The organism is Ureibacillus endophyticus, from assembly GCF_003628435.1.
GTDB lineage: Bacteria > Bacillota > Bacilli > Bacillales_A > Planococcaceae > Ureibacillus > Ureibacillus endophyticus.
In genome coordinates this window covers 20,752-36,425 of record NZ_RBZN01000022.1, presented here as the reverse complement: position 1 = coordinate 36,425, position 15,674 = coordinate 20,752, and the positions used below count along the sequence as shown (strand labels likewise).

Sequence of the window (15,674 nt, the reverse complement as noted above, 5' to 3'; positions counted from 1 at the left end):
AATGTCAAAAGCATATGAACAAGCAGGCGTAAATATTGAAGCTGGATATGAAGCCGTTAAACGAATGAAGTCCCATGTTGAACGTACGAATCGTTTAGGTGTTATGGGAACATTCGGAGGTTTCGGAGGCATGTTTGATTTGTCCTCTTTAAATTTAAAGGAACCTGTTCTTATTTCAGGTACTGACGGTGTCGGGACAAAATTAAAATTAGCTTTTATGGTAGATAAGCATGACACAATTGGTGTAGATTGTGTTGCAATGTGTGTGAATGATATCGTTGCTCAAGGTGCAGAACCTCTTTACTTCCTAGACTACGTGGCAGTTGGGAAAGCGAAACCTGTAAAAATTGAGCAAATCGTAAAAGGTGTAGCAGATGGATGTGTTCAAGCTGGTGCTGCATTAATCGGTGGGGAAACTGCTGAAATGCCAGGTCTTTATGAAGAAGATGAATACGATTTAGCTGGGTTTGCTGTAGGTGCTTGTGAGAAAGCAAACGTTGTAACTGGTGAAAAAATTGTTGAAGGTGACGTTTTAATCGGTCTTGCTTCTAGCGGTATTCACTCTAATGGCTACTCATTAGTTCGTAAAATTGTATTTGCAGACAATGGCTTTGCAGTTGATGAAGTAGTAGCAGGTTATGAAGATCTTGGCCCTATCGGTGAAGCACTTCTTGTACCAACAAAAATCTATGCAAAACCTGTTCTTGAAATGTTAAAACAAGCAGACATTCATGGTATGGCTCATGTAACAGGTGGTGGTTTCTATGAAAACTTACCTCGTATGATGCCAGAAGGTTTAGCAACGGAAATCGATTTAGGCTCTTGGCCGGTATTACCTATCTTTGAATTCTTAAAAGACAAAGGTGCTTTAGCCGATAAAGATTTATATAACGTATTTAATATGGGTATTGGCTATGTGTTATCAGTTCCAGCATCAGAAGTTGATAAAGTAATCGCAATTGCTGAAGAAAATAATGAAAAAGCCTACAAAATAGGTCGAGTTGTTAAGGGTGAAGGCGTTATTTTCAACGGTGAGCATGATGGGAGTTTAGTTTAAATGACAACGAAAATTGCAGTTTTTGCTTCTGGTAGTGGTAGTAATTTTCAGGCAATACAAGAGGCAATTCTTCGTGGCGAGCTAGATGCTACAATTGAACTTGTTGTCACTGATAAACCCGATGCTTTTGTTGTAAAAAGAGCTGAAAAATTCGAAATTCCTGTATTTTCATTTACGGCAAAAGATTATAAATCGAAGGCGGATTATGAACTGGAAATTATTAAAGTTCTTCAAGAGAAGGAAGTAGAGTGGGTTGTTTTAGCTGGTTATATGCGTTTAATTGGCGAAACATTATTAGCTGCGTTCCCTTATCATATCGTGAATATTCACCCTTCGCTATTACCTTCATTCCCTGGCAAAGATGCCATTGGACAAGCAATGGATCATGGCGTGAAGATAACAGGTGTAACAGTTCACTTTGTTGATGAAGGTATGGATACAGGCCCTATTCTTGCTCAAGCAGCAATTGAAGTTGTTGAAGGTAATCGTGCTGCAACAGAAGAACGAATTCATGCAATCGAACATGTACTTTATACAGAAACATTGAAACAATTATTTGAAAATAAAGTTAATATTTATCATTGAAGGGGCCGTCTGAAAGTTCTTTTGAGACGGCACCTCTGCGACGAGGATGGTGGCATTTTGATGCGACCACCGCAGGAGCACTGAATATTTATTACTAAGAAAGACTGTGTTAGAAGTAATTTGACTTTTAACACAGCACTGATTCTTATATTACATAACTTGGAGGTCTTTTTTGTGACTAAACGTGCACTAATTAGTGTTTCAAACAAAGATGGTATTTTAGAATTTGCAAAAGAACTTGTAGCTTTAGATTATGAAATTTTATCTACTGGCGGTACGAAAAAAATGCTGCAAGATAACAATGTTCCAGTTACTGCAGTTGACGAAGTAACAAAATTCCCTGAAATCCTTGATGGACGTGTGAAGACATTAAACCCAATGATTCACGGTGGTCTTTTAGGTAAGTTTGATGATCCTTCACACCAAGCTCAAATGAACGAGCATGGAATCGAACCAATTGAAATTGTTTGTGTAAATCTTTATCCGTTTGTAGAAACAATTTCAAAACCAGATGTTACTTGGGACGATGCAATTGAGAATATTGATATCGGCGGTCCAACAATGTTACGTTCTGCTGCAAAAAACCATCAGTATGTAACTGTAATTGTAGATTCAAACGACTATGCTAAAGTTCTTGAAGAATTAAAAGCAAATGGCTCTACTACAATTGAAACACGTAAAGCGTTAGCTGCAAAAGTATTCCGTCACACAGCTGCGTACGATTCTTATATTTCTAATTATTTAACAGAAGAAGAGTTCCCAGAAAACTTAACAATGACTTATGAGTTAAAACAAACATTACGTTATGGTGAAAACCCTCATCAAAAAGCGGCATTTTATCAAAAACGTTTAAGCTCTGATTTCTCTTTAGCTTATGCTACTCAATTACATGGTAAAGAGCTTTCATATAACAATATCCAAGATGGCAATGCAGCACTTCAAATTGTTAAAGAATTTGATAAGCCTGCTGCAGTAGCAGTTAAGCATATGAACCCATGTGGTGTTGGAACAGGTGCTACAATTGAAGAAGCATTTGATAAAGCCTATGAAGCAGACCCAACATCTATTTTCGGTGGTATTATTGCATTAAACCGTGAAGTAGACGCAGCAACTGCTGAAAAATTAGGCGGCATTTTCTTAGAAATTATTATCGCACCTTCATTCACTGACGAAGCTTTAGAAATTTTAACGAAAAAGAAAAACATCCGTTTATTAACTATTAACTTCGCTCAAGAGAAAAAAGATCAATTTAAAGTAGTTTCTGTTGAAGGCGGTCTTTTAGTACAGGAAGAAGATACTTTCGGTTTTGCTGATGCAGATATTAATGTAGTAACAGATCGTCAACCTACTGAAGAAGAGTTAGAAGCATTAAAACTTGGTTGGGCAGTAGTAAAACACGTTAAGTCTAACGCAATCGTTGTAAATGATGCTCAAATGACTTTAGGTGTGGGTGCTGGACAAATGAACCGAGTTGGCGCGGCGAAAATTGCTCTTGAACAAGCTGGAGAAAAAGCAAAAGGTGCAGTATTAGCATCAGACGCATTCTTCCCAATGAGTGATACAGTTGAAGCAGCTGCAGCAGCAGGTATTACAGCAATCATACAACCTGGTGGATCTGTAAAAGACCAAGATTCTATCGATAAAGCAAACGAATTTGGAATTGCAATGGTGTTTACAGGGGTACGTCATTTCAAACATTAATATATACATTAGCGCTCGTCTTTAGGAGGCGAGCGTTTTTTGGGAATACTTGCTGTGTGAAAATTCGCCCATAAATTCCGAGAAATCGCCCATAAATCCTTAGAAACCGCCCTTAAATAAGGCAAAACCGCCCATAAATTGATAATAACCGCACATAAAAAATTGTAGGAGGTACTATATGAATATCCTTGTAATTGGTAGTGGTGGTCGCGAACACGCAATCGCCAAAAAGTTTAATGATGCACCATCTGTAAACAAAGTGTACGTGGCACCAGGTAATGACGGAATGCGTGATTGTGCAGAATTAGTAGGACTAGATGTAATGGATTTTGCAGGACTTGCACAATTTGCGAAAGAAAATGCAATTGATTTAACGTTTGTAGGACCCGAACAACCACTAGCGGGAGGAATTGTAGACTTCTTCCAAGAACGTAATTTAACGATTTTTGGTCCAACAAAAGCTGCTGCTCAAATCGAAGGTAGTAAGTCTTATGCAAAGGAAATTATGAAAAAATACAACATCCCAACTGCTGCATACGAAACGTTCACAGATGCAGAACAAGCGATTGCCTATGTGAAACAACAAGGCGCACCAATCGTTGTAAAAGCTGACGGTCTTGCAGCTGGTAAAGGTGTAATTGTGGCAATGACTGAACAAGAAGCTATTGATGCCATTAATGATATGATTGGTAATCAACGTTTTGGTGAATCATCATCTCGCGTTGTAATTGAAGAGTTTTTAGATGGTGAAGAATTCTCCTTCATGTCATTTGTACATAAAGGACAAATTTATCCAATGGTTATTGCACAAGATCATAAACGTGCTTATGACGGAGACAAAGGTCCGAATACAGGGGGAATGGGAGCATATTCACCAGTACCTCAAATTCCACAAGAAGTGGTTTCACAAGCGTATATTAAAATTGTTGAACCAACAGTTAAAGCAATGGAAGAAGAAGGAGTATCGTTCACAGGTATTCTATATGCGGGATTAATCTTAACTAAACAAGGTCCAAAAGTAATTGAGTTCAATGCTCGTTTTGGTGACCCTGAAACTCAAGTTGTTCTTCCACGCATGACTTCTGATTTTGGTTTATTCATGAAAGCATTAATGGAAGAGAAGTACTTTGATTTACAATGGTCTAACGAAGCGATGTTAGGTGTTGTTGTTGCAGCTGAAGGTTACCCAGGAGATGTAGAAAAGGGGAACCCACTACCTAACTTAGTTGAAATTAGTGAAAATCTTGCTGTTTACCATGCGGGAACAAAATTAGTTGATGGGCAATATGTTGGTAATGGCGGCCGTGTACTATTAATTGGTGCAAAAGCTGAAAACTTAAAAGATGCACAAGAAAAAGTTTATAGTGCTATTAACTCTTTAGAGTGGGATAAATTCTTCTATCGTAAAGATATTGGATGGCGTACATTTAAATAAACAAAATTTAGGGCTGTGCAATGTTGCACAGCCCTTTCTACTTACTAATTATTTTTATTTGGTGCTGATTTGGATTGTCCACCGTTTTGATTAATGTTCATTTGAGAAGCTGCTTTAGATATGGCTTCTGCTGGGTCTGATCCGCTCGCCACGCTCTTCATTACTTCTGATGCGACATTTTCAAATCGATGGTTGCTATCCGTTTGTTTATTACTTGTAGATGAATTAGATGATCGACTACCGTTCACAGTTGAAGAAGCAGCTTTATTTATCGCTTTTTCAGGATTTTCACCTTCCATTACAGATTGCATTGCTTGAGTAGCAATCTTTGCAAGTCCGCCTTCTGACCAGGAATGACTACTTTTTGAAGTATTGGAAGGGGAAGAGTTACCCCAGCGATTTTGATAAGTGTCGTTATAAGCTCTCATCAAGCTATCGCCATCCATATACTCATCAAAGGAATTATAAATCGCTTCTTTTACATTAGACCCAATTAGAGCTTTTGTTGGACAATATAAGAATATCCCCTCTGCAACCTTCATGGCACCAGCAAGAACTAAAGCAGAACCGAGCGTTTTGCTACCAGACTCCTTTGTTAATTGAGCAACACCAAAAGCTGTTAACCCTGTACCAAGTGCTAAACGAACAAAACCGCTTCTTTCTGAAATATTTTCTTGCATGTCAGACACTCCTTTTAAAGTAAATATGTTCCATCCAAAAACTTTAATTTATAAAAGTGCTGTGATACGATAGTAAAAAGCTCAAAAAATAAATAAATAATTTGAATACTTTTTGAGCAAAGTTAGTATGTGCGTATAAAAAGTCTTTAGTCGAAATAAATTTTAAAAGTAATAGAAGGGAGTGTTAATTATGCCAGAGTCTACCTGGAAGATTCATGAAATACGTCAACAAGTTGCTGTTATCGATGGGAAACAAGCGCCATCAATTGTTTTAAAAAATACACGCTATTTACATAGTGTTCTAAAAAAATGGGTTAATGGTAATATTTGGATTTTGAATGATCGGGTTGTTTATGTGGGAAATGAAATGCCGACAAAGCTTACGAATACAGAAGTGGTAGATTTGAAAGGAAAAGTCGTTGTTCCTGGATATATTGAGCCACATGTACATCCATTTCAGCTATATCATCCACAATCTTTTGCTGATTTTGCGTCACAAAGTGGTACAACCACATTTATAGCTGATAACATTTCATATGTATTATCACTCCCTAATCAGAAAGCGTTTTCAATTTTAGACCAACTGAAAAAATCACCGTTTTCATTTTATTGGTGGGCTCGATTTGATTCACAAACAGAAATTGAAAACGAAGATGAACTTTTTACTAATAAATCAGTATTAGAGTGGCTTGAACGAAATGATGTGATTGTTGGTGGAGAGTTAACAGGGTGGCCACGTATTGCGCGTGGTGATGATATGATGCTGTATTGGATACAGGCTTCAAAAATCAAAGGGAAAAAGGTGGAAGGTCATTTTCCGGGAGCTTCCGAAAAAACCCTCGCTCGTATGAAATTATTTGGAGCAGATGGTGACCATGAAGCAATGACAATAGAAGAGGTAGAAAATCGAATTCTACACGGTTATGCAGTAACTCTAAGACATTCTTCTATCCGACCAGACTTACCGATTCTTTTAGAAGGTATCCTTGAGAAAAAATTAAACATTTTTGATCATCTTATGATGACGACGGATGGTTCTACACCTAGCTTCCATCAAGATGGTGTGATGGACAAATGTATTCAAATCGCAATTGATGCTGGTGTTTCACCAATAGATGCTTATAATATGGCTACCTATAATATTGCTCGATATTATAACATGAACCACTTACACGGCTTAATTGCCACAGGTCGATTTGCATCTTTAAATATTTTGAAGGATGAATTTTCTCCAAATCCTGAAGCAGTTTTATCAAAAGGGGTTTGGTTAAAACGAGATAATCAAAAAGTAAATTCCTTACCAAAAATTGATTGGGGACATTTTAAGCCTCTTAATTTATCTTTTAAATTATCTGATGATGATTTCCAATTTTCAATGCCAATCGGAATTGAAATGATAAACGATGTCATAACAAAGCCTTACTCTATTAATCTACAATTCAATAAGAGAGAGTTGCCAGTTGGATTAGATCAAAGTTATTTATTGTTAATTGACCGAAATGGAAAATGGCGTGTAAATACGATGATTAAAGGATTTGATACACATGTTAAGGGATTTGCCTCATCCTATTCAAATACTGGTGAAATTATCGTTATAGGAAAGAATATTGAAGATATGATGCTCGCTTTTGAAGAGTTAAAAAAATTAAAAGGCGGAATTGTTCTTACTGAAAATGGTGAGGTAGTGACTTCAATTCCTTTACCGATAAACGGTACTTTGTTCGATGGAGATGTTGAAGAACTTATTGAATATGAGTTAACATTAAAATCCGAATTGAAAAAACGTGGCTATAAACACTCTGATTTAATCTATACATTATTATTCTTACAATCAACACATCTACCATATATTCGTATAACTCCTCGAGGAATTTACGATGTTATGCAAAAGAAAGTGATGTTACCAGCTGTGATGCGCTAAAGGGGAGAAAGAAAAATGACTAAAAATAAAGTTATGATTGCACTATTCTCTACAATGTTACTTGTAGGCTGTGGAGATAAAGAAGAAACAGAAAAAGTAGAAGAAACAGTTGAGGAAGAAGAAACAATACCGGTAACAGAAGAAGTTGAGTTACCTTATGTGACACCTTTCACAGGAGAGAAGGTTGCAAATGAAGTAACGATGCGTCCTATCATTGCAACAATCAACAATCATCCAGATGCAAGACCGCAATCAGGGATTGCATCTGCGGATGTTGTTTATGAGATGTTAGCAGAAGGAGATATTACTAGATTGTTAGCTTTATTCCAATCTGAAATTCCAGAATCAATTGGGCCTATTCGAAGTGCCCGAGATTATTTTATTGAAATTTCAGCTGGTTTGGATGCATTTTACATAGCCCATGGTTATAGTCCAGAAGCACAAACGATGTTGATGAATGGGGTTGTAGACAATATTAATGGAATGGCGTATGATGGCACAGTCTTTAAACGTTCTTCTGAAAGAGTTGCACCTCACAATTCTTATATTCCAGGAGAAAATATTGAACTTGCAGCAGAGAAAGTGAATGCTTCACTTCTTTATCAGGAGAAAGTGTCGTATAATTTTTATGAGCCAGATGAAAGTGCTAAAATGGGAGTTGAAGCAAATTCAGTTAAGATAACTTATGGAGGATCTAGTTCCTTTAATAGCGTTTATACTTACAATGCTGATACAAAAGTCTATTCTAGGGAATCAGGAAGTGTCGTAACAACTGATCACTTAACAGGGGAACCAATCGAGTTATCCAATGTTTTATTTTTCGAAATGAATCATAGAATCATCGATAGCGCGGGACGTCGTGAAATCGATATCACTTCAGGTGGTACAGCCTATGTGTTTCAACAAGGAATTATGCGTGAAGTACTATGGAAAAACGTTGATGGTGTTTTAAAAGCAGTAGAAACTGATGGAAGTGAAGTGAAATTAGTACCTGGACATACTTGGATACATTTTGTTCCATCAAATCCAGGCATAGTTTCTTCAGTTAGTTTCTCTTAGTTTATTGAAGGGAAGAAAAAACATGCAGATTGATAAAATTCGGGGACATCAAACTGACCAATTATTTAAAGCTGTATTGGAACTTAAAGATCTTGAAGAATGTTATAAATTTTTCGATGATTTATGTACAATAAGCGAAATTCAATCGTTGGCTCAACGCTTTGAAGTAGCTCATTTACTTCGACTTAAAAAAACATACGAAACAATAAAAAAGGAAACTGGTGCATCAACAGCAACCATTTCTCGAGTTCGTCGTTGTTTTGACTATGGAAATGATATGTACGATGAAATGTTAGGACGTTTATTTCCTGACGAAAAGCCATTCCAACCAAAATAAATTTAAACTCTTAGGCTGCCTAGTAAGTGAAAAAGGCAGCTTTTTTTACTTCTAAATTTTTCTCTTATTGTAGTTTACGTTATACTTGATACGAATCTATATAAATGAAGAACAGAATTAAATGGGGTGCAAGAATGGATTATAAAAATTGGCGACATGTGTTTAAAATTGATCCAGCAAAGGAAATCTCTGATGAGGATTTAGAAAAAGTTTGTGAATCCGGAACAGACGTTATTTTAGTAGGTGGAACTGATGGTGTAACAGTTGATAATGTTATTGATATTTTGTTACGCGTTAGACGCTTTTCAGTTCCGATTGCTTTAGAAATTTCTAATTTAGAGTCAGTTATCGGTGGTTTTGATTATTATCTGATTCCTTCAGTATTAAATAGTACCGATACAAAATGGGTAAAGGACCTTCACCATGCAGCGTTAAAAGAGTACGGAGATGTAATGGTTTGGGACGAATTGATTGCTGAAGGTTACTGTATATTAAATCCAGATTGTAAAGTAGCAGAAGCGACTAGTGCAAATACAGACTTATCAAAAGACGATGTGATTGCATATGCCAGATTAGCTGAAAATTATTTCAAACTACCAATTTTTTATGTGGAATACAGTGGGACTTACGGTGATGTAGAAATTGTTTCTGCTGTAAAAGATGTACTATCAGAAACGAAGCTGTTTTACGGTGGAGGCATTACAAATATAAAACAGGCGGAAGAAATGGCAAAAATCGCGGACACGGTGATCGTTGGTAATATTATTTATGACGATCTAAAACAAGCGTTAAAAACTGTTGAAGCTGTAAAAAGTGTAGCGATTTAAAATGATTTAGGAGAGTAGATATAGTATAATAGAACAAATGTTTGTATAAAGGCGGTGCATCATGGAACAAATAACGAAAAATCTACTTAACGGAATGAATCCACAGCAAGCAGAAGCTGTGAAAACAACAGAAGGACCACTTTTAATCATGGCAGGGGCAGGTTCAGGAAAAACGCGCGTATTAACTCATCGAATTGCCTATCTAGTGGTTGAAAAAGAAGTTTACCCTTCAAAGATACTAGCGATTACCTTCACAAATAAAGCCGCCCGTGAAATGCGTGAACGTATTGATGGACTTTTAGGGAATGGTACAACAGAAAGTATGTGGGTATCTACCTTCCACTCAATGTGCGTACGTATTTTAAGAAGAAATATTGACCGTATCGGCTATTCAAAAAATTTCTCTATCTTAGATTCGTCTGACCAACTTACTGTAGTGAAGAACGTTTTAAAGCAACTAAATATTGATTCGAAACGATATGAACCCCGTGCGATTTTAAGTGCAATTAGTTCAGCAAAAAATGAGTGTATTACTGCTGATATGTATAAAGCAAATAGCAATCCGAGCAATCCTTATGAAAAGGTCATTTCACAAGTTTACGATGAATACGAAAAGAGATTACGTAAAAACCAATCCCTCGATTTTGACGACCTAATTATGACGACGATCACATTGTTTGAACGTGTGCCAGATGTACTGGAATACTATCAAAATAAATTCCAATATATTCATGTAGATGAGTATCAAGATACAAACCATTCTCAATATAAGCTCGTCCAATTATTAGCGAAAAAGTTTAAGAATATTTGTGTTGTAGGGGATTCTGATCAATCGATTTATCGTTGGCGTGGAGCAGATATCGGAAATATTTTATCTTTTGAAAAGGACTACCCGAATGCAAAAGTAATTTTACTAGAGCAAAATTACCGTTCTACAAAGCGAATTTTACAAGCGGCTAATGATGTGATTGAAAATAATGAGAGCAGATATCCGAAAAAGCTTAGAACTGAAAACCTTGATGGTGAAAAAATAGTAGTCTACAAAGCGTCAACGGAGCAGGATGAGGCTCAATTTGTTGTGCAAACGATTCAAAAATTAATGGAGAAAGAAAATCATTCATTAGACGATTTTGCTATCCTTTACCGAACAAATGCTCAGTCACGTGTGATGGAAGAAGTGCTTTTAAAATCAAATATGACCTACCAAATCGTAGGAGGTACAAAATTCTACGACCGAAAAGAAATTAAAGATTTGCTGGCATATTTACGTTTAATTGCAAACAATGATGACGATCTATCCTTAGCACGTATTATTAATGAGCCAAAGCGAAATATTGGGGCTACTTCCTTTGAAAAAATGGCTACTTATGCAATCCAGCACGACCTTTCAATTTTTGAGGCAATGAAGGAAGTACTATTTATGGGGCTTACCTCAAGAGCAGCGGGAGCAGTTGAGAAGTTTCGTGAGTTAATTTCGAACTTAACGCAAATGCAAGAATTTTTATCTGTTACAGAATTAGTGGAGCAAGTCATTGATAAATCCGGCTACCGAGAAATGCTTCAAAATGAAAAAACAATTGAAGCAGAAAGTCGCCTAGAAAATATAGAAGAGTTTTTATCTGTAACAAAAGCCTTTGAAGAGCGTAGTGAGGATAAATCACTTGTTGCTTTTTTAACGGACTTAGCACTTGTTGCAGATATTGATGCACTTGATAAAGAGGATACTTCAAAAGGTAGCATCATTTTAATGACAATGCACTCGGCAAAAGGATTAGAATTCCCGGTTGTGTTCATTATCGGAATGGAAGAAAATATTTTCCCACATTCACGATCTTTAAGTGATGCGGCAGAAATGGAAGAAGAACGTCGCCTCGCATATGTGGGCATCACTCGAGCAGAACAACGACTTTATTTAACATGTGCAGGGTCACGTACACTGTATGGTCGTTCAAGTTTTAACATGCCTTCACGATTTATAAATGAAATTTCAGATGATGTGATAGAGCATATTTCGAAATCAGGAAATCGAATTGATGCTGACGATCTTCCATTTAACAAAAATAGACGAGCTTCAAGTTATAGACGTACAGTTGGCAATGTACAAACGAAGCCTCAAGTAGCTAGCTTACAATCGACGGGTGGAAATGAACTTGAATGGAAAGCTGGTGATAAAGCGGTCCATGGCAAATGGGGTACAGGTACCGTTGTTAGTGTGAAAGGTGAGGGAGATGGTCTTGAGCTTGATATTGCTTTCCCGAATATAGGAATAAAACGTTTGTTAGCGAAATTCGCACCAATTACAAAAGGGTAAAATATGTATTTTGGAGGAACACAATGAACGACATTGAAAAACGAGTTGCAGAGTTAAATAAATTGCTACATGAATATGAACATGCCTATTACGTACTAGATAAACCACTTGTACCTGATGCAGTTTATGATCAACTTTTGCATGAATTAATTGCCTTAGAAAAAGAAAATCCTTCATTAATTTATCCTGATTCACCAACAACCCGCGTTGGAGGAACTGCAGTAGATGGCTTCAAAAAAGTGACTCATAGGTTTCCAATGCTTAGTTTATCCAATGCTTTTGGTGAAGAGGATTTACGCGATTTTGACCGTAAAATAAGACAAGCTATTGGAGATAACTTTTCCTATGTTTGTGAATTGAAAATAGACGGTTTAGCGATTTCGTTAAAATATGAAAATGGTGTCTTTGTTCAAGGTGCAACTCGCGGAGATGGGACTGTTGGAGAGGACATTACTGCAAACTTAAAAACAATCCGTGCCATTCCGTTACGATTAAAGGAACCCGTAACGATTGAAGTGCGCGGTGAAGCGTATATGCCGAAAAAGTCCTTTGAAACACTAAATCAAAAACGTGAGGAAAATGGAGAAGAAACATTTGCAAATCCACGCAACGCTGCTGCTGGTTCTTTACGTCAATTAGACCCTAAAATAGCAGCAAGTCGTAATTTATCTACCTTTATCTATGCAATTGGTGGAGATGGTGAAGCATATGGCATCGATTCTCATGCAGAAATGCTTGATTATTTAGAGACGCTAGGATTCCCTTCCAATAAAGAACGTCAACTTTGTGCAACAATTGATGATGTACTGACGTTTATTAGTAAGTGGACAGAAAACCGTCAAAATTTACCTTATGAAATTGATGGAATCGTGGTAAAAGTAAATCGCTATGCTCATCAAGATGAACTAGGATTTACGGCAAAAAGTCCACGATGGGCAATTGCTTATAAATTCCCTGCTGAAGAGGTTGTTACAAAAATTCTAGACATCGAACTAACTGTCGGTCGTACTGGTGTTATCACCCCTACAGCAATTTTAGAACCTGTTCTAGTAGCTGGTTCGATTGTTGGAAGAGCTTCTCTTCATAATGAGGATTTAATCCGTGAAAAGGATATCCGTATTGGGGATACTGTCATCGTGCATAAAGCTGGTGATATTATTCCAGAGGTTGTAGGGGTAATTTTAGAACAACGACCAGAAGATGCTGTTCCTTTTGAAATGCCAACACATTGTATTGCATGTGAAAGTGAACTTGTTCGCATTGAAGGTGAAGTGGCCCTACGTTGTGTAAATCCGACTTGCCCTGCACAAATTGCAGAAGGCATTAAACATTTCGTTTCTCGTAACGCGATGAATATCGATGGTTTAGGAGAAAAAGTAGTAGAGCAACTTCTTCGTGAAAATTATATTAAAGACGTGTCAGATTTGTATCACCTTCAAGTAGAGCAACTTGTGAAGCTTGAACGAATGGGAGAAAAATCTGCAACAAATTTAGTCAACGCAATTGAACGTTCAAAAGAAAATTCAATGGAACGTCTTTTGTTTGGCCTAGGTATTCGTCATGTAGGAGAAAAAGCAGCTAAAATCTTAACGGAACAATTTGAAACAATCGATAGTTTAATGGAAGCAACAGAAGAGCAGTTAACTGCTATCTTTGAAATTGGTGAAAAGATGGCTGATTCTGTCGTTACTTATTTCCAACAAGATGAAGTAAAAGAACTAATTACAAGATTAAAAGATGTCGGCGTAAATATGACGTACAAAGGTAAAAAAGTTCAAGTGGAGATTGGTGAAAATCCATTTGCAGGTAAGACAATTGTACTTACTGGAAAATTATCGCAATTGACACGGAATGAAGCAAAAGCGAAAATAGAAGAGTTGGGCGGAACAGTTACAGGTAGTGTGAGTAAAAAAACCGACCTTGTAATTGCAGGTGAAGATGCAGGTTCGAAATTAACAAAAGCTCAAGAACTGGGCATTGAAGTTTGGGACGAAAACCGCCTTGTTGAACAATTACAATAGTAAAGGAGTTTCTAACGATGAACCGATTTCGCTGGATTCCGGCGATGGTCGTTGTAGCAATGCTAACAGGTTGTGTACCTTCCCTAAAGGAAGATACTGAAGTGTTACAAAATACAGATGAAGCTGAAGCAGAGGTTGAAACGACAATCATCCCAAGTATGCAATTAAGTGACAGTTATTATAGAACGCTTGTACCTTACAAGGAGAGTGCAAGTCGTGGATTAGTCGTGTCAAATTTATTTACAAAATATGATATTAATGAAGTAGAAACTGGACTAATGCGTTTATCTCAGAATGTCTATGACACTGAAAACTACTACTTCCAAGAGGGTCAATATTTAGATGCAGAGACCGTAAGTAACTGGTTATATCGAAGTAATCAAAACAAAGATGAATCACCAGAATTACAAGGTCTGAACCCACCAGATACAGATGCTTCGGGAAATAAAATGACACCAGAAGTAAGGGCAAAACAAGCACCAATTTATTTAGCACATATTGTTGAGCAAAATTACCTGACAAAAACGGATGATAATAAAGTGAAAATCGGCGGTATTTCAATCGGTCTTGCCCTAAATTCAACATACTATTATCAAAAGGAACAGTATGGAGAATATTATGAAGAGCCAATTCCTGAAGCGGAAATGGTGAAAAAGGGCAAACAAATTGCGGAAGAAGTACTTACAAGACTTCGTGCAAGACCTGATTTAAAGGATCTTCCAATCGTTATCGGTTTGTTTAAACAAGAACAACGTAATGCGATTATACCAGGTACTTACTTTGCTTATAGCGTTTCAGATAGTGGACAAAATACTTTAGGGGAATGGCAAGAGATTAAAGAAAATTATGTTACTTTCCCAATGTCTACACCAGATGAAATCTATAGAGAAGCAAACGACAAATTCCTAAACTTTAGACAAGATATTGATAAATATTTCTCAAACTATACAAGTGTTATTGGTCGAGGATTTTATCAAAATAATCGTTTGACGAAGCTGACAGTTGAAATTCCTGTTCAATTCTATGGGTCAACGGAACTTATCGGATTCTCACAATATCTTTCTGGTGTAATTATTAAACAATTACCAGGGGATATAGACATTGAGGTAAGTATTACATCTGTTAACGGACCAGAAGCCCTAATCCTGAAAGAACGTAATGAGGCAGAGCCCTTCGTTCATATTTACAATTAACAGTGTAGTCAATTTGGCTACATTGTTTTTTTGATATTTAAGAACTATATGACATTTCTATGAATAGGTTTGAATTTATTGAAAATTTGGCGATAATAGAAATTGTTTGAGAAAACTTTAGCGGAATAAAGACAGATAAGGTAAAAGTATGACGAGATACCAAGTTTTTAGTCCAATCTTGAGATTTTTTAGAAGAAAAATGTTATTATTATTGATTATTGCCACGTTCATATTCGGAGGTGTAAATTAATGGCGAAATTAACTAAAGAAGAAGTAAAACACGTTGCACATTTAGCTCGTCTTGCAATTACAGATGAAGAAGCAGAAAAATTTGCAGAGCAACTTGGGAAAATTACGGATTTTGCAGAGCAACTGAATGAATTAGATACAACAAACGTAAAACCGACTTCTCACGTATTACCTATCGTAAATGTTATGCGTGAAGACGTTGCACAAAAAGGTTTAGATCGTGAAGTAATGATGCTAAACGTAAAAGAACAAGAGGCTGGTCAAGTTAAAGTTCCACCAATTTTAGAAGACTAATCAC

The 15,674-nt window shown here is 36.7% G+C and carries 13 protein-coding genes; 12 read left to right on the top strand and 1 reads right to left on the bottom strand.

The window, feature by feature from the left end:
* The first annotated feature begins 1 nt into the window (after position 1).
* From purM to purD, 4 genes are all read left to right on the top strand, one after another.
* Complete coding sequence (gene purM / locus D8M03_RS10025) at positions 2-1,057, top strand: phosphoribosylformylglycinamidine cyclo-ligase (RefSeq protein WP_121214639.1); 1,056 nt, start codon at positions 2-4, stop codon at positions 1,055-1,057.
* Complete coding sequence (purN, locus tag D8M03_RS10020; protein ID WP_121214638.1) at positions 1,058-1,642, top strand: phosphoribosylglycinamide formyltransferase; 585 nt, start codon at positions 1,058-1,060, stop codon at positions 1,640-1,642.
* 174 nt (positions 1,643-1,816) lie between these two features.
* Positions 1,817-3,343: a bifunctional phosphoribosylaminoimidazolecarboxamide formyltransferase/IMP cyclohydrolase gene (purH, locus tag D8M03_RS10015; protein WP_121214637.1), complete on the top strand. Its 1,527-nt coding sequence runs from the start codon at positions 1,817-1,819 to the stop codon at positions 3,341-3,343.
* Between the two features lie 178 nt (positions 3,344-3,521).
* Complete coding sequence (purD, locus tag D8M03_RS10010; RefSeq protein ID WP_121214636.1) at positions 3,522-4,778, top strand: phosphoribosylamine--glycine ligase; 1,257 nt, start codon at positions 3,522-3,524, stop codon at positions 4,776-4,778.
* A gap of 44 nt (positions 4,779-4,822) precedes the next feature.
* Here purD and D8M03_RS10005 read toward each other — a convergent pair whose 3' ends face one another.
* Positions 4,823-5,458, bottom strand: a complete 636-nt coding sequence (locus D8M03_RS10005; protein ID WP_121214635.1) for a YgaP family membrane protein — start codon at positions 5,456-5,458, stop codon at positions 4,823-4,825.
* Positions 5,459-5,648: 190 nt separating this feature from the next.
* Here D8M03_RS10005 and D8M03_RS10000 point away from each other — a divergent pair, with 190 nt between their 5' ends.
* From D8M03_RS10000 to gatC, 8 genes are all read left to right on the top strand, one after another.
* Positions 5,649-7,379 (top strand): adenine deaminase C-terminal domain-containing protein, encoded by a 1,731-nt coding sequence (locus D8M03_RS10000; RefSeq protein WP_121214634.1) that lies wholly within the window; start codon positions 5,649-5,651, stop codon positions 7,377-7,379.
* A 15-nt stretch (positions 7,380-7,394) separates the two neighbouring features.
* Entirely contained in the window at positions 7,395-8,438 is a 1,044-nt protein-coding gene (locus tag D8M03_RS09995) for a DUF3048 domain-containing protein (protein WP_121214633.1), read from the top strand.
* 22 nt (positions 8,439-8,460) lie between these two features.
* Entirely contained in the window at positions 8,461-8,775 is a 315-nt protein-coding gene (locus D8M03_RS09990; protein WP_121214632.1) for a YerC/YecD family TrpR-related protein, read from the top strand.
* 134 nt (positions 8,776-8,909) lie between these two features.
* Positions 8,910-9,602, top strand: a complete 693-nt coding sequence (gene pcrB / locus D8M03_RS09985; RefSeq protein WP_121214631.1) for a heptaprenylglyceryl phosphate synthase — start codon at positions 8,910-8,912, stop codon at positions 9,600-9,602.
* A gap of 61 nt (positions 9,603-9,663) precedes the next feature.
* A complete protein-coding gene (gene pcrA, locus D8M03_RS09980) occupies positions 9,664-11,913 on the top strand; it encodes a DNA helicase PcrA (RefSeq protein WP_121214630.1) in 2,250 nt (749 codons plus the stop codon).
* Between the two features lie 23 nt (positions 11,914-11,936).
* Positions 11,937-13,934 (top strand): NAD-dependent DNA ligase LigA, encoded by a 1,998-nt coding sequence (gene ligA / locus D8M03_RS09975; protein WP_121214629.1) that lies wholly within the window; start codon positions 11,937-11,939, stop codon positions 13,932-13,934.
* 17 nt (positions 13,935-13,951) lie between these two features.
* Entirely contained in the window at positions 13,952-15,127 is a 1,176-nt protein-coding gene (locus tag D8M03_RS09970; protein ID WP_121214628.1) for a CamS family sex pheromone protein, read from the top strand.
* A gap of 249 nt (positions 15,128-15,376) precedes the next feature.
* On the top strand, positions 15,377-15,670 hold the full coding sequence (gene gatC / locus D8M03_RS09965; protein ID WP_121214627.1) for an Asp-tRNA(Asn)/Glu-tRNA(Gln) amidotransferase subunit GatC: 294 nt from the start codon (positions 15,377-15,379) through the stop codon (positions 15,668-15,670).
* Positions 15,671-15,674: the final 4 nt, after the last annotated feature.